The 23510-nt window shown below is 48.9% G+C and carries 24 protein-coding genes; 7 read left to right on the top strand and 17 right to left on the bottom strand.

The genetic code is table 11. The features are described from left to right. Positions 1-22: 22 nt before the first annotated feature. The 11 genes from JRI46_04450 to JRI46_04400 all read right to left on the bottom strand — a co-directional run bounded on the left by JRI46_04450 (position 23) and on the right by JRI46_04400 (position 10666). Complete coding sequence (locus JRI46_04450; protein ID MBW2038835.1) at positions 23-250, bottom strand: hypothetical protein; 228 nt, start codon at positions 248-250, stop codon at positions 23-25. Positions 251-492: 242 nt separating this feature from the next. Further along, positions 493-1176: an MCP four helix bundle domain-containing protein gene (locus JRI46_04445; GenBank protein MBW2038834.1), complete on the bottom strand. Its 684-nt coding sequence runs from the start codon at positions 1174-1176 to the stop codon at positions 493-495. 572 nt (positions 1177-1748) lie between these two features. Next, positions 1749-3107, bottom strand: a complete 1359-nt coding sequence (locus JRI46_04440; protein ID MBW2038833.1) for a sigma-54-dependent Fis family transcriptional regulator — start codon at positions 3105-3107, stop codon at positions 1749-1751. 215 nt (positions 3108-3322) lie between these two features. Continuing rightward, positions 3323-4852, bottom strand: coding sequence for a HAMP domain-containing protein (locus JRI46_04435; protein ID MBW2038832.1), 1530 nt, complete (start codon positions 4850-4852; stop codon positions 3323-3325). Between the two features lie 351 nt (positions 4853-5203). Further along, positions 5204-6364 carry a polysulfide reductase NrfD gene (nrfD, locus tag JRI46_04430; protein ID MBW2038831.1) on the bottom strand — a complete coding sequence of 387 codons (1161 nt, stop codon included), beginning with the start codon at positions 6362-6364 and terminating at the stop codon, positions 5204-5206. Between the two features lie 58 nt (positions 6365-6422). Then, on the bottom strand, positions 6423-7367 hold the full coding sequence (locus JRI46_04425) for a 4Fe-4S dicluster domain-containing protein (GenBank protein ID MBW2038830.1): 945 nt from the start codon (positions 7365-7367) through the stop codon (positions 6423-6425). Between the two features lie 54 nt (positions 7368-7421). Further along, positions 7422-7811 (bottom strand): cytochrome c3 family protein, encoded by a 390-nt coding sequence (locus JRI46_04420; GenBank protein ID MBW2038829.1) that lies wholly within the window; start codon positions 7809-7811, stop codon positions 7422-7424. 81 nt (positions 7812-7892) lie between these two features. Next, positions 7893-8606: a glycine cleavage system protein H gene (locus tag JRI46_04415; GenBank protein MBW2038828.1), complete on the bottom strand. Its 714-nt coding sequence runs from the start codon at positions 8604-8606 to the stop codon at positions 7893-7895. 30 nt (positions 8607-8636) lie between these two features. Then, positions 8637-8912, bottom strand: a complete 276-nt coding sequence (locus JRI46_04410; GenBank protein ID MBW2038827.1) for a hypothetical protein — start codon at positions 8910-8912, stop codon at positions 8637-8639. A 3-nt stretch (positions 8913-8915) separates the two neighbouring features. Further along, a complete protein-coding gene (locus JRI46_04405) occupies positions 8916-9833 on the bottom strand; it encodes a glycine cleavage system protein H (GenBank protein ID MBW2038826.1) in 918 nt (305 codons plus the stop codon). Positions 9834-10090: 257 nt separating this feature from the next. Next, positions 10091-10666 carry an archaemetzincin family Zn-dependent metalloprotease gene (locus JRI46_04400; GenBank protein ID MBW2038825.1) on the bottom strand — a complete coding sequence of 192 codons (576 nt, stop codon included), beginning with the start codon at positions 10664-10666 and terminating at the stop codon, positions 10091-10093. A 111-nt stretch (positions 10667-10777) separates the two neighbouring features. Between JRI46_04400 and JRI46_04395 the strand changes: the two genes are divergently transcribed. From JRI46_04395 to JRI46_04385, 3 genes are all read left to right on the top strand, one after another. Further along, on the top strand, positions 10778-12790 hold the full coding sequence (locus tag JRI46_04395) for a cytochrome c3 family protein (GenBank protein ID MBW2038824.1): 2013 nt from the start codon (positions 10778-10780) through the stop codon (positions 12788-12790). Positions 12791-12815: 25 nt separating this feature from the next. Beyond that, positions 12816-13475: a cytochrome b/b6 domain-containing protein gene (locus JRI46_04390; GenBank protein ID MBW2038823.1), complete on the top strand. Its 660-nt coding sequence runs from the start codon at positions 12816-12818 to the stop codon at positions 13473-13475. A gap of 219 nt (positions 13476-13694) precedes the next feature. Next, positions 13695-14783, top strand: coding sequence for an aminotransferase class I/II-fold pyridoxal phosphate-dependent enzyme (locus JRI46_04385; protein ID MBW2038822.1), 1089 nt, complete (start codon positions 13695-13697; stop codon positions 14781-14783). A 75-nt stretch (positions 14784-14858) separates the two neighbouring features. On the opposite strand, the gene mobB is transcribed toward JRI46_04385, so the two are convergent. Continuing rightward, a complete protein-coding gene (mobB, locus tag JRI46_04380; GenBank protein MBW2038821.1) occupies positions 14859-15518 on the bottom strand; it encodes a molybdopterin-guanine dinucleotide biosynthesis protein B in 660 nt (219 codons plus the stop codon). 304 nt (positions 15519-15822) lie between these two features. On the opposite strand from mobB, the gene JRI46_04375 reads away from it, so the two are divergent. Then, a complete protein-coding gene (locus JRI46_04375; GenBank protein ID MBW2038820.1) occupies positions 15823-16737 on the top strand; it encodes a hypothetical protein in 915 nt (304 codons plus the stop codon). Here the strand turns inward: JRI46_04375 and JRI46_04370 are convergent. After that, positions 16725-16937, bottom strand: coding sequence for a hypothetical protein (locus JRI46_04370; protein ID MBW2038819.1), 213 nt, complete (start codon positions 16935-16937; stop codon positions 16725-16727). The two genes, JRI46_04375 and JRI46_04370, sit on opposite strands and share 13 nt — an antisense overlap. A 183-nt stretch (positions 16938-17120) precedes the next feature. Between JRI46_04370 and JRI46_04365 the strand changes: the two genes are divergently transcribed. From JRI46_04365 to JRI46_04355, 3 genes are read left to right on the top strand one after another with little or no spacing between them, the layout of a single operon-like run. Next, positions 17121-18353, top strand: coding sequence for a glycosyl transferase (locus tag JRI46_04365; GenBank protein MBW2038818.1), 1233 nt, complete (start codon positions 17121-17123; stop codon positions 18351-18353). Next, the gene (locus tag JRI46_04360; GenBank protein MBW2038817.1) at positions 18346-18729 is read left to right on the top strand and encodes a response regulator; all 384 of its coding nucleotides are present in this window, start codon (positions 18346-18348) and stop codon (positions 18727-18729) included. Before JRI46_04365 ends, JRI46_04360 begins: the two co-directional genes overlap by 8 nt. A 2-nt stretch (positions 18730-18731) precedes the next feature. After that, a complete protein-coding gene (locus tag JRI46_04355) occupies positions 18732-19514 on the top strand; it encodes an alpha/beta hydrolase (protein MBW2038816.1) in 783 nt (260 codons plus the stop codon). Positions 19515-19584: 70 nt separating this feature from the next. On the opposite strand, the gene JRI46_04350 is transcribed toward JRI46_04355, so the two are convergent. The 4 genes from JRI46_04350 to JRI46_04335 form a co-directional block, all read right to left on the bottom strand. After that, a complete protein-coding gene (locus JRI46_04350; protein MBW2038815.1) occupies positions 19585-20268 on the bottom strand; it encodes an MBL fold metallo-hydrolase in 684 nt (227 codons plus the stop codon). A 174-nt stretch (positions 20269-20442) separates the two neighbouring features. Continuing rightward, positions 20443-21456 carry a tetratricopeptide repeat protein gene (locus tag JRI46_04345; protein ID MBW2038814.1) on the bottom strand — a complete coding sequence of 338 codons (1014 nt, stop codon included), beginning with the start codon at positions 21454-21456 and terminating at the stop codon, positions 20443-20445. Between the two features lie 249 nt (positions 21457-21705). Continuing rightward, entirely contained in the window at positions 21706-22317 is a 612-nt protein-coding gene (locus JRI46_04340; protein ID MBW2038813.1) for a restriction endonuclease, read from the bottom strand. Next, positions 22314-23264 (bottom strand): site-specific DNA-methyltransferase, encoded by a 951-nt coding sequence (locus JRI46_04335; protein MBW2038812.1) that lies wholly within the window; start codon positions 23262-23264, stop codon positions 22314-22316. Before JRI46_04335 ends, JRI46_04340 begins: the two co-directional genes overlap by 4 nt. Between the last annotated feature and the right edge of the window lie 246 nt (positions 23265-23510).

Genomic DNA, 23510 nt, shown 5'->3' with positions numbered 1-23510 from the left:
TCTGCATCAGGAGTGCCGCCTCTCAGTGAGGCGCAGTGGGGGGCCTCTCTTCTACCTCCCTTTTCTCCTCTTCTGTTTTCTCCTCTTCTGTGGCCTCCTTCAGGGCCTTATGTTCCTTTCTGGCTTCTATACCACCTCCGAGGGTCTTAGCCATGGAGTAAAAGGTGATATAGATACCATAGGCCAAGATGAACAAGACCAACACAGCCCCTATTATGACCAGTATTAATGTAGTCATTGTTTCTAGCATTTTTTATCTCTCCTTTTTATCTTACGCTCAAATCAACCCTTTCAAGGCATTTTTCCAATAAGCGAGAACATCCACGAAATCACTATCAGTATAGCTCAAAAACTGGGTCGCAAGGTGTGTCCTTTTATAATGGTGTCTTCATCTCTGCCCGGTAGAACGATGATGATGCTGACGTCTCGAAACAGATCCGAATGGAAAGAATGTCAAAAGGATCTTCTCTACCGTCACCTCGATGGTCAGTCCTAGTCGCCACGCCTGATCTTGGCCACCTCCTCGATAGCCATGGTCAACTGCCTGGCAATGTAGAAGGTTGCCACGATAGCTATCACCACAGCCACGACGAATGCGACCAGCATAATGATGATCGCCGTTCGTGTCCGGGCCGCGCATTCCATCATGTCCTTAAAAGTAGCTGCACGCAGTGACCTCACCAGAGCGATGAGGGAATCAGCGCCTCCCCGGCCCTTGCCTCTCATGATAGCATCCGCTGCCTGCTGGCCCTGAGCCTGATACACCGGCAGGGCCTGTTCCCAGGCATCGTTGAAGTCAGCGTACTCGCGTTTGAAGTCATCATAGAACTTCCTTTGTTCGTCGGTTATATCCGGTCCTTTCAGGACTTTCTCGAGCATAGGCTTCCAGATTGTCTCCAGCCGGTTCTTTTTGTAGTTGAACTTCTCAATCTCCTTGTAGAAGGTCTCCTGATCCGTGCCACGCAAGAGCAGGTTTTTCGTGGCCCACACCATCTCGTCAAAGTTGCCCCGGATGCCAAAGGCAGCCAGGGCTGCGGTCATCTCGTGCTCGGACATGTCCCTGAGGCAAGCGCCCGACCTGTTCAACTGGTAGAGGCCGAAGCCCCCGGCCAAGACCATCACCACCACCACCACCACGAAGGCCAAACCCAGTTTCTTTCCGATACTTAGTTTCATTTTGCTTTCCTCCTTGTGGTTATAAATTTCTCAGCATCTCCAGCATGATCTGCTGGAAGTGCACTCGCTTCTCCTCGTCCTTGGTATCAGCGCTGACCCGTCCAAACGCCCGAACTCAACAAATTCAAGGTATCCAGTAACGGTACTTTGACCACGTTGCCACTCAGTACTTCAGGCATTGTTTACCTCCTTTCTTCATAGTGTTTTCAGCAAATTTCAGGATGTTTCGTCCACCTTGTCTTGTACCACCTCCTTTTGTACGGCCCTGGCCTCAAACTGGTTCTCTCTCCCGCTGTCACCCTTCAAACGGGCCATTAGCCTGAGAATGGCAATTTGAATAATAGCCCATTTCAGGGAGTATGTCTATACCAAATCACCGTCGTAACCATCTCTTTTTTCGTGATAGCCCCTCAAGCAGCATGTCGGGCATTCTCCTTGTACCGTTCATGCCAATAGGCCTCCCATTCCCCATTGAGCTTTAAAAGCCTCAGTTTGAGAAAAGGTGAGCTATTTTATATTACATCACGAAATTGGAGATGCTTCCTGTCAAGTGAGTGGTGGCGAGAAAGCGACTAACCCTTTTTTAGGTTGTATTTTTTGATCTTATTGTAGAGGGTGACGCGGTCTATTCCTAATATCTCAGCTGATTTTTGGATATTCCAATTGTTTTCGTCTAGGATTCTTAATATATGTTGTTTTTCAATGGCTTTGAGGCCCTTTTCTTCTAATGATGGCAAAAGAACTTCTTCCTTCATTACCTGAGGGGATAGATGCAGTTCCTCTGCCTTGATGAAATTCCCCTTGGTGATGACCAGGGCGCGTTCTATTACATTCTCCAGCTCCCGCACATTGCCCTGCCAGTCGTATTTCATCAAGATGTCCAAAGCCTCTTCCGAAATCCTTTCGACCCTTTTCCCCATCTCTATGTTAAACTTCTCTATAAAGTGATGGACCAAGAGGGGGATATCTTCCTTTCGTTCCCTCAGGGGGGGTATATCTATGGAGATGACGTTCAGGCGGTAGTAGAGGTCATCTCTGAATGTTCCCTCCTCCACCGCCCCTCTCAGGTCCCGATTGGTAGCGGCGATGATGCGTACATCGACCTTGATCGGTCTTGTCCCCCCCACCCGGGTGAACTCCTTCTCTTGTAAGACCCGGAGGAGATTGAGTTGCAACTTGGGGCTTATGTCTCCAATCTCATCCAGGAATATGGTACCGCCATCGGCAAGCTCAAACTTTCCCTTTTTCTGCGCTATGGCATCGGTAAAGGCCCCTTTCTCGTGTCCGAAGAGCTCACTCTCGAGCAAGGTCTCGGTCAGGGCGACACAGGAGACAGGTATGAAAGGTCCTGTAGTCCGCAAGCTCTCATTGTGGATTGCCCTTGCCAGGAGCTCTTTCCCCGTGCCACTTTCGCCGAGTATCAAGATGTTGGAGTTGCTCTTGGCGATGGTGCGGGCCAATTCAAAGACCTCTTGCATCTTGCGACTCTTGCTCATCAGGTCGTGAAATTGATACTGTTTTTTTAGTTCCTTGCGCAGATAGGATATCTCCTTTATCAACTTTTGGCTCTCAATCAACCTCTTGATAAGCAAGGATATCTCCTCGGGGTTGAAGGGTTTGACCAAGTAGTCATAGGCCCCCGTTTTTATGGCCTGCACGGCCGTGTGGACCGTAGCATAGGCGGTGATGATGATCACCTGGACCTGGGGCTGGATCTCTTTTATCTTTTTCATCAACTCCAGGCCATCCATCTTGGGCATCTTTAAATCCACCAGGGCGATGTCCCAGGTCTTCTCCTTGATCTTTTCCAAGGCCTTGAAGCCATCCTCAGCGGCCTCCACCTGGTATCCATCCTCTTGCAGCCAATCGAGCAGGGAGCTTCGCACTATCTCTTCATCATCGACCACCAATATTTTCACTTCTCTTTTCATTCCCTATCTCCGCTGTGGATGTTAACCCCCTATTTTCCCTCCCTCGAAGCACCTTTTTATAATCTTATAAATCTCGATACAAAGCTGTTATCACTTCTGCAAAACTTTTAACTCTATATAATTTCTAAGCATTTCACTTGATCACTGGAATCCTTGACCCCTTGAATCCTTTCAGTCCCACCAGCTAAATGGGAGAAGATTAGTCCCTCAACTACTCATCCGGCTGGAGGGCTTGTCTCAGTTACCTTGACCTGTGTGGGTAACTTGATGATGAAGGTGGTACCCTCGTCCACTTTGCTCTTTACCTCGATATTGCCCTGGTGGGAGTTGATGATCCCATATACCACCGATAGCCCCAGCCCTGTGCCCTTCTCCTTGGAGGTAAAGAAGGGGTCAAAGATCTTGGGCAGATCTTCTTTTGCGATACCTGCCCCATTGTCCATAATCTCCAGCTTCACCACTTTTCCCTTGTCTGAAAAGGCGGTGGTGATGGTCAATCTGCCCTCATTTTGCATGGTCTCGCAGGAGTTGAGGATGATATTGAGGAAGGCCTGCTTCAACTGCATCGGGTCGGCCATAATGGGGGGGAGCTGGCCAAACCTTTTCTCCACTTTGATCTCTTGCAGGGCTATCTGATTGGCCAACAGGGAGATGGCCTCCTCCACTACCATATTGATATCCACATCGGGCTTCAGGGAGGGTTCCCTCTGTCGGGCAAAGTCGAGGAGGTTTCTCACGATGCTGCTGCACCTCTCTGTTTCCCTCTCCATGATCGTCAGATAGGAGAGGAACTTAGGGATCTCCCCCTCCTTGAAGGCCCCCTCAGTCAGCTTCCTCTCGATCAGCTTGGTGTAGGTCAGGATCCCATTCAAGGGGTTGTTTATCTCATGGGCGATAGTGGCGGCCAACTTCCCGATGGAGGCCAGCTTCTCCGATTGTAAGAGCTGATATTGGACCGCCTTCAGCCTCTGGGTCATCTTGTTGAAGGATTCGGCCAGTTGTCCAATCTCATCCTCGGAGCGGGAGGGGATGGTGTGGTCAAAATCCCCTGCCGCCACCCTGGTCGTCCCCTTGGCCAACTCTTTGACCGGTCGATAGACCGCCCTCTGGATGAACAGACCGATGATAGCAGAGATTGCCAAGATGGTGATGGCCGCAAACAGTATGGTCTTATCCCTGATCTCCTTTACCCTTTTGTCGGTAGCGGCCAGAGACAGCGAGATGTCAAGCACCCCCAAGACCTTCTGCTCACGGGGATGGACATGGCACGCGGCGTTATAGCAATCGGGCTCATTGTAGATAGGGCTTATCATACCCAGAACCCGGTACCCACCAGACCTGAAGATCCTGCTCCTCTTCGGGATCTCCAACCTCTCCAGGGGCTTATCCACGGCATGGCATACGTAGCAGGCCTCGGCCTTTTTGTCCACCATATGCCCCATCTCTTCCTTATCGGAGGAGAACATGATCATCCCCTCTTTGTTGAATATCCTTACCTTCTCTATCTCCTCCTGTGTTCCAATGGTCTCGATAGAGTTGTAGATGGCATCCCGATAGTTGTGCAGCATGTCGAACCTGAGGCTCCTCTTCAGCGTGCCACTCAGATGTTTGGCCCCTAGGATGGCCTCATCGAGCAGGTTTCTCCTCTGGGTGTTTAAGTTGACAGAGGCGAAGACACCTATCACCAGAACCGTAATAACCCCCACCCAAAAGATGAGCTTGACACTCAGTCTGCGATACGGCATAGATCATCTCCTAAATCCTAATAGGAGTTTGCCCTCAATCCCCGCACAAGAAAATCCCTCGGCCCTTTCTTCGGCCTTACGTTGAGGGGGGTGAAACCCCCTCAATCTCCCCCAAAAGAGGAAGTTCCTTTTTGGGGGTTTCAGGGGGCTTTGCCCCCTGAAGTAAAGGTTGAAAAAATCTAAAGACCCGAGATGGCTTTTAACCTCAATATTTACCGTGAATGAGTTTCACGGTAAATAAAATATCATAATATCCGCTCAAAATCCAAGGGATAACAAATTCCTGTGGTAATATGAGGAAAGCAGGAGCCAATGGCGGCAAATTTAAGGATCACTTGCTCTTTTCCTCAATTAGTGTATCTCCTTGTACTCTGGATGTTCGCTCAAAACAGGCATTCTATTTACCATCCAGCGAAAGATGAGGATGAAGACAGTAAAGATGGTAAGGACGACGATGTATTCCGTCCACTTGGGGAACTCCCGATGCGGGAGATTCCAGTTGAAGGTGATGAGTGAGAGGTTTAATCGGTTGAGGATCACCCCCACGACAGTGATGATACTGGTGATTCGAATCATGCCCACATTTCTGTAGCGGGCACCCTGGGCGAAGAGGAAACAGGGGAGCAGAACAAAACCGAAGATCTCGAGCTGGAACCAATAGCCATAAGAGGTTGTTAAGAGATTCCAGTGGTGGCCGTGGGCTACACCGATGATCTTAATGGCGAAGTATGCGAACAGGGTGATGGAGGCAGCCCTGCCCAGCCCGACGGTAAGGTTGTCGATCCTATTGAGAAAGTGGTCATCGGACCTGCCCCTGAATGCCTTTTTGCATATCCAAGCCACCAATATTATCATGGACAGCCCGGCCCAGATGCTGGAGATGAAGAAGAATACAGGGATATAGGGCGAATACCATAGAGGGTGGACCTTCCCTGGCATGAGGAGAAAGAGGGCACCGAGGGCCGACTGATGGAGGGTGGAGAGGATCACCCCGAAGATGGTGGCCCCGATGGTGGTGTATAAGGCCCAGCGGCGGAACCTATCCGCACCCAGCCACTCGAAGATGGCGGGGCAGAACTCAACAAACTGGGTGGACAAATAGAGAGCCACATGCCAGGCCACCAGAAAGAGGATAGATTGAGGGCCATAGGAGACAAGCATGGGGTAATAGAGCCTCCAGGAGCGGCCGATATCGGTGAAGATGAAGGCCACAGCGCAGGCATAGCCCAGGAATCCGGTGAGGATGGCCATGCGCACGAGGGGCTTGTACTCTTTGAGCCCAAAGAGATAGACGGCCGAGGCCATGATAAATCCCGTAGCTGAGAGGGGGACAGTGCCCAAAAGCCCAAAGCAGATAAAGAGCCCCCAGGGGTATTCATGGGAGGGGTGCATCACGGCGATCAACCCCTGAAGGTAGCGCATGACATAAAAGGGGATCCCTACGCAGAGGATGCAGGCGACGATGATGTTAAAGGGGGTGATGAGGGACTTTAGATACTCAGCAAAGGTCATCCCGAGAAATATCTTTTCTCTCATCCAAGATCGTAGGGCATAGGCCTCCATTGTCCTGTCACTCATGCTCAGACCTCCTTTCTTCTTCAGCGTTTTCCTCGCGACTGCTAGACCACATATAGAATCCTATCAATAAGGCGGGCCAAAGGATCAGTACCATGGGCACGGCGGAGAGGAATCCCCTGCTGAATTCAGGATAGGGTGTTGTCGCTATATCCGTGACAAACCCAAGCTGTTCAAAGGGGACCGGTGATATATACATCCAACTCGTCCCCCCTGCCTCATGTTCCCCATATATATGGTCCACATATTTGTCTGGATTCTCCAATATCTTTTTGTAAGCTAGCTTGATGAGATCCTTCCTCTTGCCAAAGGTCATGGCCTCCATGGGGCAGGCCTCCACACAGGCAGGTAGTTCGCCTTTTTTGATCTTCTTTTCGTAACACAAGATACACTTTCTCACCTTGGGATAGAGGGGACTGGCATAATCATAGGCCGGGACATAGAAGGGGCAGGCCGCTATGCAATAGCGACAGCCGATGCATACATCCTCATTGTAGATGACCGCCCCTTCCGGGGTCTTCTTCAAGGCCCCTACCAGGCAGGCCGATGCGCAGGCCGGTTCATCGCAGTGCATGCACTGTTTCTTTACAAAGATTGGCCTGTTCTCGTCCTGGGGGTTAGGATAGCGGTTCACCACCGTCCAGGCATTGGGTTCAGGCCTCCTTTCCTTCTCGAAGACGGTCTGATCTTCAAAAGGGACTTCTGGCGGCGGCAGGTTGTTTATCTCATTGCAGGCCTCCTCACAGCTGCGGCACCCGACGCATAGGCTTAGATCGGTCAGCACCCCGTATCTATCAGGCCATCCAGTAAATTCTTCCAGCCCCAGGGCATCTTTGGCCTTGCTGAGGAGACCGATGCCACTGGTGGCAGTTATGGCCTTCAAAAAGCCACGACGGGTGATCTTTATCCTCCCATTCTTTTCTTCTTCCCTCTTCACCATTTTCACCTCCTAAATCGGGGAAAATTGATTTATAAAATCCCTAGTTTGAATCCATTACTTTGCAGCACCCCTTTTGGCGTGACAGTCGGTACATCCCGTGGGACCGCTTTCAGAATCCCGATGGCAGCCAAGACACTGACGATGGTAGGCCCCTTTTAGACCCAGTTTGCTCTCATTTTCGGGATCAAGAGGAGTGGTATGGCAATCAGAACAGGCCAGGGTCTCCTCTGATGGAGTATGATGGCATGTGGCGCAACTTTCGGCCACCTCCGTATGCATCTCATGAGAGAAGATCACAGGTTCATATTTCTTAGAAAGACTGTCTAAGGTCAGGGTCTCAAGCCCCTCAATTGAGGCGGAAGTAGCCAAGACCTTCCTTTGGCTCGCATACGCTGCGACAAAAAGACAAATTACCCCCACTAAGATAAGGGTATACCCCCTCATTTCTCTATTACCTCCTTTCCTAATTATTTGCAGGACCGCCAATCAAGGCGGTCCTGCAAAGAGGGTCTTTTTCCCTCTTATTTATTCCTCAGTGGTCAGAAAAAACTCCTTGGCCACCTCATCCCATCTCTCCGGGGCCAGGTTTTTGGCTATGCCATCTACCAGCACACCACCATCTTGCAGGACCAGCCCGAGGTTGTAGTCGTTCATGTGGGAGGAGAGCTGCCCCCTTGCCTCTTCTATCCACCTTTTGGCCAGCCGGCCCGAGAGGAGGTTTTTCAGGTTGGCCGCGATCCTCGGTGCATGGACTTTCATCAGCCAACCCTTGTCATAGGAGTCCTTGTTTATCCCCTCAGGGGATTTGAGGATGTCTTTGTTAACAGCCACCACCTTGCCATCTACAGGGGAGAGCATGGGGATGGTCTTGGCGTCGACCTGCAGACTCAAACCCCTCTCACCCTGTCTTATGGTGGAGCCCACCTGCGGCAGTTGGACGGAGTTGACCCTTCCCACCAGCTTCTGGGCAAAGTCGTCGATGCCCACGGTGACCACATCCCCTGCGTCCACCTTCGCCCAGGTGTGTCCAGGGTGGAAGAAGAGCCCTTCGGGCAGCAGGAATCCCCCGATCCTCTCCCCGATCCTTCGGGCCATCTCCACCACTCCAACCCGCTCATACTGCGGCGCCGGGACAGAGGTGACAAAGTGCCAAAAGGCGATGAAGGCAAACAGAAAGGCCACTGCAATAAGATACTCTATCCCCTTAGTTACCACCATAAACTCTACCAGGCTATGCATTGTGTGTACCTCCTCCTTTCTCTGACCTTTTTATTTTTTCCTCTCAGGGGTCTTTTTCTCCTCTTTGTCCTCGATCCGATCACCGCCATCCGCCATGGTGAGCCCCAGTTGGGCATCGGGGATCAGGGCGTAGGCCCTTTCTGCGGCCCTCACCCTCTGCTCACCATAGTGCTTGAGCACCTGGAGGCCACCCCCTATGGTCCTCGCCAGGGAGAAGAAGGTGATGTAGACGGCATAGGCCAGGATGACCAGGCCCAACACCGCCCCCACACCCACCATAAATATGGTAGCAATGGTCCCTAACATGGCTTATACCTCCTTTCTTTCTAAAAAGGTTTTTATCAGAATACCCCACTGCTGCGGGTCTATTACCTCTTGCAGATCCCTTAACAGCTCCCCCCCATCACTCATCGTGACACCGATCTCCGTCTGCAGGATACAGTGGAGTCGGTCCACCTCTTTCTCCAACCAATTGCGGGCCTCGCGGCCGGAGAAAAACCCTTCTGCCTGTCGATCCAGACGGGCTAGCTCCCCCTTTACCGGCTGCACCTCCAACAACCACCCCTGCCCATAGGGATCGGTGTTGATCAAGGAGCTATCCCTGCGCAGCCCCTCATTCACCCCCACCACTGTGCCGGAAAGGGGCGAGGGGATCTCGGCTGTGCCCTGGGCACAGCTCACCCTCACCAGGGGGTGAGCGGGCTCTACCCGCCCCCCTTGGCAGGGGAGGGTAACCTCCTCTATCTGCCCAAGCAACCACTGGCCAAAATCGTCCAACCCCACCCTCAACTTCCCATCCACCCGCTGCAGCCAGATATGGACCTTGTGATAGTAGACAGTATCATCCAAGAGAAATCCCCGCACCGTGATCGCCTCATCCTCGGAAGAGGGAAGATCCCCCTGGGCGATCCTCTGATAGGCAGGACAATCGATGTAGGCCTCAGTGGTGCACGGACACTCCAACCTGAAGGCGCTGGAGGGGATCATCTTCTTCACCGGATAGACCTCACAATAGATCATTGCCTCCACCTCCAAAAAGGGACAGACCTTTCTCCCAGAGACCTTACTTCCCTCCTTCTCCTGATAGATGGGACACTGAGTATGGTCCTTCCCAAAGCAGAGGTTGTCCTTGAGATAGAGCCTATCAAAGGGGAGCATCTTTCTGATGGGAAAGGCCTTGCAAAAGGCCACCTTTTCTTCTTTTAAAAAGGGACATCTTGTCTCCATCTCGTTCCCCTTGTGATTTATTTACTACTCATCCAAATAAAAAGCATTTTTCATGCCACAAAAGAAAGGCCACTGAGCAGGTAGCTAAGTGGCCAAATTTATTATATTTTTTTAAAGTTCACCCCTGCTCTGTCGCTATACCCTCCACTATCGGTTTGTTGAATATTTCAACATAAATTTGGTGAATTTTATAACTACTTGTTTTTCAAAGGTATTTTTGTGCTGAAGAATTAAGCAGTAGGTAATAATATTCAACGTTATTCAACGTTGTGGTCGAAAAGTTCCTTTCGGTTGCGGCGCAGCAGCTCCCTGCAGCCGTCACAAAAGGAAGCACCCTTGGAATCCACATCAGCGATATTATTGGCCACGGACATCACACATTCTCTCAGGGAACAGTGGACAAGCCCGAAGGTATGGCCTAGCTCATGTTTTATCTCCTTGATGAGTCTTCTTTGCAGAAGGGCTTGGTTGGGGGGAAGGCCATAAAATTCCTGGCGCAACCGGGCCAGTGAGACTATTCCCACCTTTCCCCCCAATTGGGCCTCGCCAAAGACGAAGGTCAAGATCGGTATAAAGAGGTCAAAGGGGATGATGCCGATCGTCCTCAGGGCATCGGAGGGGAAGTCATCCAGTATCTCCTTTAATATCTTGGTGGAGTGATATTGTTTGCGTCCCGGATCATAAGAATCCTCCGGGTTTATCTCGCTACTTGAGGTCCTTATGGGTAACCCAAACTCTTTCTTTAGATTTTCCTCCACTTCCCTAATGTCTGCCAGTTTTTCCACATTTTCAATGAGGAGGATATAAATGTATTTGGTTTCATCTTTTTCCATTTTACCCTGAAAATATCACGGTGAGAGGAGAGGTTCAAGGGTCTTTTTCCCTTGACAACTAGGGTGTGATAATATTACAAAAGGCACAATCTGACTAAGAAGGGGAAGGCAATGAAGGTGGTGGGGGATAGGAAAAGAATAATGAGGTTTGTCCACCATTTTATTTTTCTCCTGTTGGTGCCCTTTTTTTTCTTCTCGTGGACAGGTGTCTCCCTTTCCATAGAGAATGAAGAATGTCTCGGGTGTCATGGAACCCGAGATATCCTCGAAATGAGTGAAGAGGAGAGGCTCGAGATGGTAGTCCCTACCCCCGGGAAAAAGGAGGTTAGGAAGGGGAAGCTTACCCTCTATGTGGATTATAAGGGGTTTCGCTCCTCAGTCCACAGTGAGCTGAGTTGTGTAGATTGCCATACTGGTATTGAGGATCTCCCTCATCCACAGAGGATGGGCATGGTTGACTGCGCCCAGTGTCATGAAGAGATCGTAGGCCAGTATGAAAAGAGCAAACACGCCAAGGCCAGTGAACGGCTCTGTTTTGAGTGCCATAACCCCCATGTCACCACCTCCTTCAGGAGACTCTCCCAAAAGGAAAGGATGGGGATTTGCCTCCAATGTCATAAGAAAAAGGGGCACAGGTGGTTGCCCCAAAGGGAGCTTCATTTCCGATACTTAGAATGCACAGTCTGTCACGCCCCCAACGCCGAAAAGGGACTCTTCTTTCATCTCACTGCGGAGCAAGAGGATGGGAAGAGAATCACCCTTTCCTATAAACAACTGAAGGATTTCACCCGTGGATACCAAGGAGATGTGGCAAAGGCCATCGACCGCAACGGAAACAACCTTGTGGAAGTGCATGAGATCAACAGGTTTATTGCCAAGTTAAAGGAGGGGGGGATAAGGTCCCCACGGATTGAGGAAGAGGTCCTGGTATTGCAGCCATATCATAACTACACTGATGAGGTTGAACATATCAAAGACTGTGCTATGTGTCATACGTCAGGGGCGCCTTTCTACTCCAGGGTCATGCTCAGGGTGCCAGAGGAAAGGGGAAGGTGGCCTACCTCCAAGATGGACAAGGCCATCATAGGTAAGATCCCCCCCATCCCCTCAAAGGACTACTACTTCGCAACGGTCCACGGTCAGAATGGAGTGGAGTGTATAGACTGTCATGCAGATTTGACCATCCTGCGTGAGGGTGAGGAGTTTAAGGTCAAGGAACTGGAGACGCCGGTCTGCGAGCAATGCCATGAGGACGTAATGGAGGAGTACAAAAACAGTTTACATTACAAAGTCAGCGAGGAGATCTGCTTTGGCTGTCATGACCCACATTCCAGTATTCCCTTCAAGGATTTGGACGTCGAGCAGAGGAAGGCCATCTGCATGAAGTGCCACGATCCGGAAATGGGGCACGACTGGCTGCCCCAAAGAGGGATCCACTTTAGGTACTTGGAATGTACCATGTGCCATGCCCCCCAGGCGGAAAAGGGGATGGTCTTTTACCTCCAGATGGTGGACAGGAAGGGGGTGGAGAAACGGCTTAAATATGGAGAGGTGGCCGAGCTGTTGGGTATGGAAAACCCCGACCTGGTAAAATTGCTGGATGGCGACGGCAATGGATTTTTGGAGGCCAAGGAGATCCTCTCCTTCCTTAAGTCGATGAGGGAAAAAGACGAGGAGAGGGTAGAGTTGGGAGCGATGGTCCTGGTGCTGAAGCCGTTCCATAACTATACCGACAAGGGGACCAAGGCGAAGGATTGTTCCCTCTGCCATTCCTCCCAGGCGGAATTCTATTCTAAACTGGTTATGGAGATCCCCGAACAGGGGGGCGGTATAAGAACCCTTCCCTTGGACAAAGATACCCTGGTGGGGATTCACACCATTCCGGTCACCAGCCCTTTCTATCTTTTAGGTGAGAGCAGGATCTCTAAGAGGGATATAGCTGCCCTCATGTATGCGGTGAAGAAGGGGACCGTAAGGGACTCCATGTATGCAGTGAGGAAGATCGGATATAAGTGGCTGGATGTTATAGGAATCTTGTTCCTCTTAGGAGGCCTGGGTTTTGTAATTCTGCACGGGTTGATCAGGGTATTGACCAGAGGAATGAGGGCAAAGGGGCGGCCATAAAGAACAACTAAGGAGGAAAGGGACTATGACCCAGCAGAAGGGAGAGATGTTAAATCCATTGCTAGTGAGGATTTGGCACTGGGTGCATGGGATAGCCATCGTTTTATTGGTGCTTACCGGGATTCAGTTACGGTTCCCTGACTTGGTTACGTGGTTTGGGACCTTTAAGAGTGCGGTAAACATCCATAACATCTTAGGCTTTATTGTGTTCTTCGATTACTTCCTCTGGCTTGGTTTCTATCTGGTGAAGAAGGAGTTGGTAAAGCAGTACGCCCCCACCCCAGAGGACTTTGCCATTGGCATCCCTACGCAAGCAAATTACTACTTTGCCCGCATCTTTCTAGGTGATCCACCCCCCTTTGAACCCAGGCCAGAGGCCAAGTTTAACTCCCTGCAGAAGACCGCATACTTTGGTATCATGTTCATCATGCTTCCCCTACAGATAATTACGGGACTCCTTCTGTGGGATTTGGAGACGTTCCGTCCCATTATAGAGGCGGTAGGGGGGGTAAGGGTGGTGGATGCCTTTCACGTAATCCTGGCTTACATTTTCACTGCCTTTTTGATTACCCACATTTACCTTGGCACCTTGGGGCATACGGTGTTTGCCCATTTTAAGGCGATGATCTTGGGCTATGAAGAAAAGGAGGTCGCGGAAGTTGAACCTGAGAGGACTTCTTCCTGAGTCAAGATTTCATTTGACATTAAAGATCCTACTATGATAGAAGTTTAGTTGGTTAGTTACCATGGAAGAGACAAGAAACATTTTAGTTGTTTGGTGGTGGCGCAGGCAAATAAGTAAGGGGGGAGTCTGCCATGCGCCTCCATCTTGACCTTCAAAAGATAATTAAAAAAGGAGCCATGGGAGGCCAGATCTCATGGCTCTTTTTTTGGAGGTGTCCAGATGATTGCCGAGAGACTGAAGAGGATAAGGCCTTCAGGGGTGCGACGCATCTTTGATATGGCCAGCCGGATAAAGGACCCCATCGATCTGAGTCTAGGGGAGCCGGACTTCGACATCCCCGAGGGGATAAAGAGGGAGGGTATCCGCTGGATAGAGGGGGGTTTCAACAAATATACCCTGACCCAGGGGATACCCGAGTTGAGGCAGAAAGTAGAGGAGCACCTCAAAGGGAAGGAGGTCAATTGTGAAAAGGTCATGATCACCGCTGGGGTCACCGGAGGGCTCCTGCTGTGCTGTCTGAGCCTCATCGATCCTGGTGATGAGGTCCTGATCCCGGATCCCTATTTCGTCATGTTCGAGTACCAGGTCCTGCTGATGGGGGGAATCCCCCGATATATCGATACATACCCGAACTTTCGCCTGCGCGAGGGAAAGATCCGTGAGGTCATCTCTCCGCGGACAAAACTCATCATCATCAACAGTCCAGCCAACCCCACCGGGACCGTATACTCCCGGGAGGAGCTGGAGGTGGTGGCCGACATTGCCAGGGAGCGGGATTTAATGGTGATCTCCGATGACATCTATGAGAGCTTCGTCTACGATGCGCCGGCGGCCCCCTGTATGGGTCAGGTCTATGAGAGGACCATCACCCTCGGTGGGTTTTCCAAGACCTGGGGGATGACGGGGTGGCGCCTGGGATATGCCGCCGGACCCGAAGAGGTCATCCAGCAAATGATCACCCTGCAGCAGTATTCCTTCACCTGCCCTCCCTCTTTCGCCCAAAAGGCGGCCCTAGTAGCCCTCGACTATGATATGGGGGAATATATAAATCGATATAAAGAAAAAAGGGACTTCGTCTATGAGGGCTTAAAGGAAAGGTATCGGGTGGAGAAGCCGCGAGGGGCCTTCTTTATCTTCCCCGAGGCCCATGATGGGGACGGGGAAAAATTGGTGGAGAAGGCCATCAGTAAGGGAGTCTTTATCATACCCGGAGATGTCTTCTCGCAGCGCAAAAGCCACTTTCGTATCTCCTTTGCAGCCCCCATAGATGTCTTGGAGAGGGGGGTAAAGGTCCTGAGGGAGCTGTGAATTTCTCTCCTTCCCCAGCCATGCTCACGGCGTTCTTGTAACCATCCTTTTGCCCTTTGGTCGCAACATCTTTTTTTACCTTCTTTTCCTTAATTGGATTCTTATCTCTATCTCTTGGGGGTCTGCACACCCCTTTAATGAAGAGATCATTCCTTGGATAGTCTTGGAGATGATGGCATTAGCGAAGGGGCGCAGGGAGATAATCTCCCCATCTACCCACAGGGTGGTATCGCCTTCTGCCTGTGCGGAGATGACCCGCTCTTCGATGATATCGGCTACCCCTGTAATATCGTTTGAACCAAGACAGGGGACATCCAACTGAAGGGGTTCATCGCTCACCACGGCGATCAGATTCTCCATCTCAGATGCCAATGGATGGGGATGGATATCCTTTCTGAAGACCTCTACCTTGGGGTGTCTCTCTCGCTTAAATCCCTCCGCGATGATGATATCCGCTCCCCGAATAAATTTAGCAGCCAGTTCGTCCGGGGTGAGGTCTTGGGAGGCATCCTCTACTAGGGCGACCCTCTGCGGCGAGGAGATTACCACCGTTTGGGCACCGGCCTCTTTATGGCGCCAACTGTCCTTTCCTTTGTGATCGATCTCGAAATTGTCTACGTTATGCTTAATAGTAGCCACCCGATAGCCACGTCGGATGAACTCTGGGATCAGCAGTTCAATGAGGGCGGTCTTTCCGCTTTTGGACCTCCCCACAATGGAGACAATAGGTATCATCTGATCATTCCTTCCTTCTAAGTATTCAAAAAAATTGTTTTAATTTTACATCCCTTAATACTGGCAGTCAAGGTAGGATCTAGAAATTTCTTGGAGATAGAGAAAAGATTTGAGCGCTTTGCTTTTTCTCTTGACAGAGGATAGCTGGATATGTATTGTTTCAAAAAAATTTGGAGGTGTGATAATGAAGGGTGTGAACAAAATTCTGTTTTTTATTCCATTTATTTTATTTGCCCTCTTTTTAGGTAAAGGTTTGGCCCAGGAGCCCTTCTTCTCTAAGAGCCTACATCACACAACAGAAGGGATGCGGTACTGGTATGAGGAACATGGGGGGTTTATGGATATCACCCATATTCCTTACAAAGATCTCGACTGCAAGAAGTGCCATATCCGGTCATGTGAGAGATGTCATGCCGTGGAAAAGGAGGGTAAGTGCACTTATAGCACAGCAAAGGCAAAAGATATGAAGACTTGTTTGGCTTGCCACAGCAGGGAAAAGCTGACCTTTAAGTACGGGAAAAAGAAGGGGTTGCTTGATGTTCATGTAGCTGGCGGAATGGGCTGTACAGATTGTCATAAAGGAGAGGATGTCCATGGTGATGGTACGTCTTATCGATCAATGAGGGATGTTGGGGCTATAAAGGCGTCTTGCGCTGACTGCCACAGCGTAGGTGAAGATATCCGTGCCCATAAAGTGCATAAAGGGAAGCTGGATTGCGCCGCTTGCCATGTTGATAATACCATAGCCTGTATGAATTGCCACTTTGGTCAGTTTCTGAAGACAGGAAAGAGAAAGGGGAACTTCTTCCCTATGCAAAGCTGGTTGCTCCTCATTAATTACAGGGGAAAGGTAACATCTGGTACTGCCATGACACTCGTTTATAAAGGGAAAAAGTTTGTTACTTATGCCCCATATTTTACTCATGCCATAATGGCAAAGGGGAAGAGTTGTAATGAATGTCATGCAAATCCTGCGATGAAGCTTATAAAAAGGGGCAAGGCTGTGCCGATGATGGTATTTAAGGATAATAAGGTGGTTCCATGGAAGGGTGTGGCCCCGGTCGTCCCTGATAAGCTTGATTGGGTATACTTAGATAAGCAAGGGGATAAGTGGATTCCTATCCGTAGTAAGGAGGTGGAAAAGATTCAATTTTCAGAATATGGAGAACCCCTTACCAAAGAACAGATTAAGAAGTTATCCATTCCTTACAAAAAGTAATAACAATGAATTTTTTCATGGGGAGGAGGCAAGGTGTTGTTTTTAGCCTTCTCCCCCTCTTTATCACCCTTCTCGCAATCCTCCGTCGTTTGAACCACCTTCGCGATGAACTCCGCCCTCCCCTTTGATATCATCTGGTCCAAAATAGGGTACACCCAGATCAATGGCTCATCGCTCACCACGGCGATCAGATTCTGCAACGCAGGCGCCAGGGGATAGGGATAGAGCTTGAAGGCTTCTATTTTATGAGGCCTATCCCGTCAAGATCTGACTTGGAAGAATCCAAAGGGATTCTTAAATAGAGGCCTTGAGTTGGAGATGCGTAAGAAGTAGCGGAGGGTTTTGTTATTGAGATTCAGCACCCGCTATGCTATGAGTAGATTATGGCCTTCTATGAGGAGAATCCGACAAAGATAAAGAGGGCGGACATTGTAGTTGGCATTCCCTCCTATAACGAGGCCCATACCATTTCTTACCCCACCACCCAGGCCAGTCTAGGGCTCCATCAATTTTTCGGGGATAAGAGATCGGTGATTATCAACTGCGACAACAACTCCCCTGATGGGACTAAAGAGGCCTTTTTGAACACCCCCACTGAGGTCCCCAAGATCTATATCTGTACCCCCCCTGGGGTCCGGGGAAAAGGGAATAACCTGATGAACCTGTTTGCCAAGGTCGATGAACTGCAGGCCCAGGCCTGCATTATCATTGACGCCGATCTGAGGAGCATCACCCCCAAGTGGATAAGAAACTTGGGGGAACCCCTATTCATGGATTTTGGCTTTGTCGCTCCCCTTTATGTACGGCATAAATATGATGCTACCATCACCAATAATATCGCCTACCCCCTTATCCGCTCCCTTTATGGCCGTCGTGTCCGCCAACCCATCGGGGGGGAATTTGGCATCTCCGGGGAGACAATACGCATATATTTGGAACACGAGTTTTGGAAAGAGGAGGTCTCCCAATTCGGCATTGATATCTGGATGACCACCCTGGCGATCGCCCACAATATACCCATCTGCCAATCCTATATGGGGCGTCCGAAGATCCACCGTCTCAAGGATCCTGGGGCTGAGCTAGGCCCTATGTTCGGGCAGGTAATGGGGACCATCTTCGGGATGATGGCCCCCTATGAACCCTATTGGAGAAGGGTGAGGTGGAGCAAGCCCTCCGCTGTCTTTGGCTTCGGCCTGGGGGAGATGGAGCTACCCCCTCCGGTGGAGGTAGATAGAGAGGGGCTTTATAAACGTTTTTCTCAAGGTATTGCTCAGTTCCAAGGGGTTTGGAAGGAGGTGTTGGCGCCGGAGGTCTTCGCTAAACTGATGGAGGTCAAAGAAATAGGGTGGGAACACCTTGACTTTCCCACCCAGCTTTGGGCCCAAATACTCTTCGATTATGCCATCAGCTATCAAAGTTTTAAAGGCGATAGGGGGACATTGTTGGATTCCCTCGTCCCCCTCTACTTTGGGAAGGTCTATTCCTTTGTCCATCGCACCGAGAGGATGTCCATCCAAGAAGCAGAGGAGTATATCGAGGATCAATGCATGGTGTTTGAGGAGACCCGGCCCCATTTGGATGAGAGGTGGGGGAGAGAAGGAGAGAAATATGCCTAAGATCCTAGTGGTCGATGACGAGGAGTCCATACGATTCCTCTATCAGGAAGAATTGACGGATGATGGTTATGAGGTAGCCACGGCCGCCAGCGGCCACAGACTCTTGGAGAGGATTGAAGAGGAAGGGCCAGATCTCGTCATATTGGACATCAAACTAGCTGAATATAATGGCTTAGATCTGCTTCAGGATATACGTAACAGATATTATAATCTACCGGTGATCCTTTGCTCCGCATATGAGGTCTTTAAAAAGGATATAAAGACCATTGCCGCTGATGCCTATGTGGTTAAATCATCGGACCTGACCCAGCTCAAGAAGGTAATCCGCAGGGCCTTGGAAGGCAGGAGGGATGAGCTCGGAAGAGGTAAGGAGTGACGATGAAGGAGGGGTTTGAGCTCTCCCTTTTAGATCTGCCTGAGGTCTCTCGTTTTATCTTCTATCCGCGCAAAGATCCTCCCCCTGCGGGGGATATAGCCGTCTATCCTGTGGAAGTAGGGGAAGGGATCTTCATCGTCTGTCGTTTCTACCCGGCCGCAGAGGGGGTTGCTACCATCCTCTACTTCCACGGAAATGGCGAGACGGCAGGAGATTACGACCTCATCTCCCCCCTCTATACTGATCAGGGGATCAATCTCTTTGTAGCCGACTACCGCGGCTATGGTCTGAGCACAGGAGAGCCTTCCATAAGGCATATATTTCAGGATGCCCATCCCATCTTTCAAAGGCTCAAAGAGGCCCTCCAGGAAAGGGGTCATCCTGGGGTGATCTTTGTTATGGGCCGCTCCTTGGGGAGCGGCCCGGCAATAGAAGTGGCCTTTCACTACCAGGATGAGTTAAAGGGGCTTATTGTGGAGAGTGGCTTCAGTGACGCCTTTCGCCTCCTCAGCTACATAGGGTTGCCATTGAAAGTCCCACCACGCCAACAAAGCGGTTTTCCCAATGGGGAGAAGATGCGCTCCATCCATTTGCCCACCCTCCTCATCCATGCAGCCGAGGATCATCTCATACCTCTCAGGGAGGCCGAGGATTTATATAGCTTATGCGCCGCTGAAGATAAGCGCCTGGTGGTGATACCGCGGGCGGACCACAACAGCCTGATGATGGTGGGCAGAGATCGTTACTTTCAGGCCATTCGGGAGTTTATTAAGAGATATGAATAACGCTTGAGATGAGGCGATACCATGAACGCCAGTGAATGATATTCGCTCTCCATATATTTGTTAGACTTAATCATCTATTCATATGGTCATATTTTATTTTATCCAGTTTATCCCCATTAATTGGTCTACCGTGCCCTGGAAATACTACTCTTGGACTTAGTTTTTTTAATCTCTCAAAACTCCGTACTACATCGTCCCAATTATCTGCGTAATAGTTTTGAACGTGAAGCCATGGTTGTGAAATAACCAGATCTCCCACAAATGCATATTTACCTTCCAATAGCAGACATGTTGAACCGGGGGTATGACCAGGCATGTGTAACACAACAGCGTTAAGGCCCAAGGATTCGAATGAGTGTCCTTCTTCTACGAGTATATCTGCTTCCGTCTCTTTTGTACTCCAGAACATTTTAGCAATCGGTAAAAACCGCTTACCGAGTCGACCCCAACTTCTCACTTTTTCCAATGGGGTTTCTCCTCTGCTCATATATCCAGCGTCAGACCTATGAACTGCAATAGGAGCTCCCGTTTTCTGTTGCAATGCCTGGGCACTTCCATAGTGATCAAAATGCGCATGAGTGATATAAATCAACTTCAAGTCATTTCTATTAATCTGGTCCATCTTTCTAAATATCCTTGGTTCGTTTCCAGATGCACCAGTATCAATAAGGAAAAGACCATTTGGAGTCTCTACCAGGTATGATTTTGTCAACAAGTCGCCAATTATGTGTAACTTCAAATCATCGAGATACATTTTAGTGGCTAAACGCAATTGTTTTGTATGGGAATGAAACAGGTCAAATCTATGTTTGACCTTTTTATGTTTTTGACAACTCTTAATTGATATCAAAAGTCAATCAAAGACTCAACCCATCCTATCCCTTAGTTAGGCAAAAATAGAACCGTCCCCCTTTATCGTCAAGATCGCTCAATGAATGGTCTGGCTTCCCTTAATTTCTGTTGGAATATTGGGGTTATGGTATATAAATTTGTTTAAATTCTCTATCGTCACCGGATCTTCGGGCAAATAGACTAATGCTTTCTCCCAAGCCGCTTTTGCCTCGGAATATTCCCCCAGGTCATAATATGCTGTTCCCAGATTATTCCATGTTTCGTTAAGATGATACCGGTCTGTAGACGGATAATTGTTGATCGCAGTTTTGTACGCTTTTATTGCTCCTTCTATATCACCTTTTTCTTTGAGGTTTATCCCTCTGACATAGTTTGCACGTGGGTGGTGTGGGGCGGAAAGGAGGCATTTCTCCAGATATTCATCAGCCTTAATCATGTCAAAAAAAGTATAAACTATGGCATAGCGGCAAAGTACTTCGGCTGTTTCCCCGACTTTCGATTTAGCCTTATCCATCCATTTGAGGGCTTCTTTTAAATCCCCTTCCTCAGCAGCCGTCATGGCATGAGTAATTTCCTCAAAAATCGGTTTGCAACAGAATTTGTACTTCAACCCAGATGCACATGGACACAAATCATAACTATCTGGAATGAAAGCTTGAGATATTCTTTGCTCATCGGTTGGAGGAGTGTCGTAATCGAATCCGCCAGCACTTGCCATCGGTGAATAAAAATGCTGGCTGAATAATTTCTTTAACGGCCCAATTATCCGCTCGAAATAGGATAATGGTGCAACCTCAAATGAAATTCCTTTTTCTTCTGAATGTCTCCGAAATAAATCCTCAGCAGGATCTTGTGCGGGGCAGAAGAACTTTCTTGGCCAAGAGTTTTTCGTTTTATAGGCATCTCGCATCAGTTTACTGATTTCTTTTGTTTCCGGTAATTCACCTGGCACCACAATATTTCCAAAAACGTAGGTGCTGGCAACATCCATTAAGAGGTAGATATCAACCGGCTGGTCCTGAACAAGACAGTCCACACGAAATACCAACCATGCCTCTCCTGGTTCAAATTGGTCAAGTGAATATCTCATTTAATGCTCCTAATCTATTATATCGAGTAATTCTCTCTGTGGGAATACCTTTTGGAAAATTGAACAACAGCAAGGTGTGTTTCAGTTTCCCCAAGCTTATACATACAAGAAAACATCTTTGACGTTCAGGCATGTATTCTCTAAGATTGATTTCATGTTTCTACCGTCGAACGTCTAAAGTCACCTGCCGGTGTGGAGCGTAGCGGAACACCGGTCAGCTTGAATGACTTGTTCGGTTTCACGTTGCCTTTATGGCATAATTCCGACAATGATCAAAGGGACAGCAGGCACGCCGCGGCCTTGTCGAATAACGTTGTAGAATTCGCCCTCGTAGTATGACACACCTGAATTCATTTGTGCTTGGAGTGCTTTCATTGGAAGGATTTCAATTCCCACGTCGATATGGTCGCCGATGTAAAAGGCAAGGTGTTTCACGAAAAGATCGTAGGCAACAAAAGAGTACTTGCCGAACTGGACTTCAATCGCAACACGATCCTTGACAAAATCAGTTTGATTGTAGCTGTAAATGGGTTTTTCTCCCGCAGCTTCAATCTCTTTTTTCTGCTCTTGGGGATCCATAGACAGTGTTTTTCTTATAAGTTTTTCGCTTTTCGTCACCCAATAACTGACCCTGCTCTCTTTCCATCCCGCCTCACTTAGAAGTTTCTTAAAATGCGTATTCATGTCAATTGGGCTATAAAGAAGTTTCCCAACCATCCCCTTTTCTTTTGACACTTTTGTCCTGCAAGCCTTTGCATTAACAGACTGGATGACCTTCTTTATTTCCTTCCACAGTTTTGGTTTATGAACGATCAGGAATTCGAGGCCGTTCAAATGGGAATAGATTTCAATGATCTTCATTTTGCGCCGTACTTTCTTGGTCTTTTCTCACACAATTTCAATTGCTTAGGCTCGGGTTGCGGTTTCCAGGGGGGCGTTTTTAAGCTATGTCCTGCTTCTTCTGGATCATAAACAGGCTTATTCATTGGGCGCGTTCGCAAGGTCCCACTAACTTCTTGCTTTATTCGATCATGGGCAATGTCGACATATTCTTGCACTGTCTCTGCGCCAGCTCCTCTTCGGCCATGCCGAACTGCGGCTATAATCGTTGTACCCACCCCTAAAAAGGGATCAAGTACCCAGTCATCTTCATTGGACATGGAAAGGACTAATCTCTCAATCAATTCCACGGGAAATTGACAGGGGTGTACTGTCTTCTCGACATGATTACACTTTACATTCGGGATAACCCAGATATCCCCCGGATTCTTCCCCAAAGGATTGCACGAATACAGACCTGCCTTTGGGCCTTTGAAATATTTTTTTCCAGGATATTTCTGGGGAACCCTGACGGGATCAAGATTGAAAACGTAGTCTTTGGATTTGGTGAACCATATTATCGTTTCATATCTACCTGAGAATCTTCTGCTGCAGTGGAGCCCATGTTCAAAATGCCATATAATACGGTTGCGCATCTTTAGACCAAGATCAGTAAAAATAGGGTACAGAACTGTGTCAAGAGGTATAATGGAACCATTGTCAACATAGTTTCCTACCTGCCAACAGATGCTACCATGCCTTGAAAGCACCCTGACGCATTCTTGGATTACCAATGCTTGCTGCTCTATATATTGACTTAACTTCAGCTTCTTCTCGTATTCCTTGCCAATATTGTAAGGAGGTGATGTAACCACAAGTTGAAGCGACCCATCAGGAATTTGCTTCAGCAAATCCAGACAGTCTCCTGGATACACTACAATTTGCTCGAAGGGCTTAAAGCTATTAGATATTTTGATCTTTTTGAACATAAAAATAGTCTATGATTACGGCGACTAAAAGTCAATGGTCTTTTAAATGTTTCTTTTTACAAAGAAACCCAACGCCGAGGGTGAGCCGCCGAGTTTACGAGGTCGGCTCTACCCTCTTGTTATACGGATTTATAATATCCAACATTTTGGCTTGAGCCGATTCCATGATAGAATCGCGAATGAAAGAGCTTGCCTCTAAAATCTCAATACCAATCAATTCTCCTTCCTCATTCAACTCTGCTGTAA

It is taken from the genome of Deltaproteobacteria bacterium (genome assembly GCA_019308925.1).
Lineage (GTDB): Bacteria > Desulfobacterota > B13-G15 > B13-G15 > RBG-16-54-18 > JAFDHG01.
The sequence above is the reverse complement of the archived record's forward strand: the minus strand, read 5'-3'. Positions and strand labels throughout refer to the sequence as shown.

Coding starts and splice junctions, on each gene's coding strand:
- JRI46_04365 (MBW2038818.1), top strand. CDS start 17,121: ATGGCCTTCTATGAGGAGAATCCGACAAAGATAAAGAGGGCGGACATT.
- JRI46_04435 (MBW2038832.1), bottom strand. CDS start 4,852: ATGCCGTATCGCAGACTGAGTGTCAAGCTCATCTTTTGGGTGGGGGTT.
- JRI46_04450 (MBW2038835.1), bottom strand. CDS start 250: ATGCTAGAAACAATGACTACATTAATACTGGTCATAATAGGGGCTGTG.
- JRI46_04355 (MBW2038816.1), top strand. CDS start 18,732: ATGAAGGAGGGGTTTGAGCTCTCCCTTTTAGATCTGCCTGAGGTCTCT.
- nrfD (MBW2038831.1), bottom strand. CDS start 6,364: ATGACCTTTGCTGAGTATCTAAAGTCCCTCATCACCCCCTTTAACATC.
- JRI46_04385 (MBW2038822.1), top strand. CDS start 13,695: ATGATTGCCGAGAGACTGAAGAGGATAAGGCCTTCAGGGGTGCGACGC.
- JRI46_04445 (MBW2038834.1), bottom strand. CDS start 1,176: ATGAAACTAAGTATCGGAAAGAAACTGGGTTTGGCCTTCGTGGTGGTG.
- JRI46_04345 (MBW2038814.1), bottom strand. CDS start 21,456: ATGAGATATTCACTTGACCAATTTGAACCAGGAGAGGCATGGTTGGTA.
- JRI46_04375 (MBW2038820.1), top strand. CDS start 15,823: ATGCGGTACTGGTATGAGGAACATGGGGGGTTTATGGATATCACCCAT.
- JRI46_04400 (MBW2038825.1), bottom strand. CDS start 10,666: ATGGAAAAAGATGAAACCAAATACATTTATATCCTCCTCATTGAAAAT.
- JRI46_04390 (MBW2038823.1), top strand. CDS start 12,816: ATGACCCAGCAGAAGGGAGAGATGTTAAATCCATTGCTAGTGAGGATT.
- JRI46_04350 (MBW2038815.1), bottom strand. CDS start 20,268: ATGTATCTCGATGATTTGAAGTTACACATAATTGGCGACTTGTTGACA.
- mobB (MBW2038821.1), bottom strand. CDS start 15,518: ATGATACCTATTGTCTCCATTGTGGGGAGGTCCAAAAGCGGAAAGACC.
- JRI46_04420 (MBW2038829.1), bottom strand. CDS start 7,811: ATGAGGGGGTATACCCTTATCTTAGTGGGGGTAATTTGTCTTTTTGTC.
- JRI46_04340 (MBW2038813.1), bottom strand. CDS start 22,317: ATGAAGATCATTGAAATCTATTCCCATTTGAACGGCCTCGAATTCCTG.
- JRI46_04410 (MBW2038827.1), bottom strand. CDS start 8,912: ATGTTAGGGACCATTGCTACCATATTTATGGTGGGTGTGGGGGCGGTG.
- JRI46_04360 (MBW2038817.1), top strand. CDS start 18,346: ATGCCTAAGATCCTAGTGGTCGATGACGAGGAGTCCATACGATTCCTC.
- JRI46_04335 (MBW2038812.1), bottom strand. CDS start 23,264: ATGTTCAAAAAGATCAAAATATCTAATAGCTTTAAGCCCTTCGAGCAA.
- JRI46_04415 (MBW2038828.1), bottom strand. CDS start 8,606: ATGCATAGCCTGGTAGAGTTTATGGTGGTAACTAAGGGGATAGAGTAT.
- JRI46_04440 (MBW2038833.1), bottom strand. CDS start 3,107: ATGAAAAGAGAAGTGAAAATATTGGTGGTCGATGATGAAGAGATAGTG.
- JRI46_04405 (MBW2038826.1), bottom strand. CDS start 9,833: ATGGAGACAAGATGTCCCTTTTTAAAAGAAGAAAAGGTGGCCTTTTGC.
- JRI46_04425 (MBW2038830.1), bottom strand. CDS start 7,367: ATGGTGAAGAGGGAAGAAGAAAAGAATGGGAGGATAAAGATCACCCGT.
- JRI46_04395 (MBW2038824.1), top strand. CDS start 10,778: ATGAAGGTGGTGGGGGATAGGAAAAGAATAATGAGGTTTGTCCACCAT.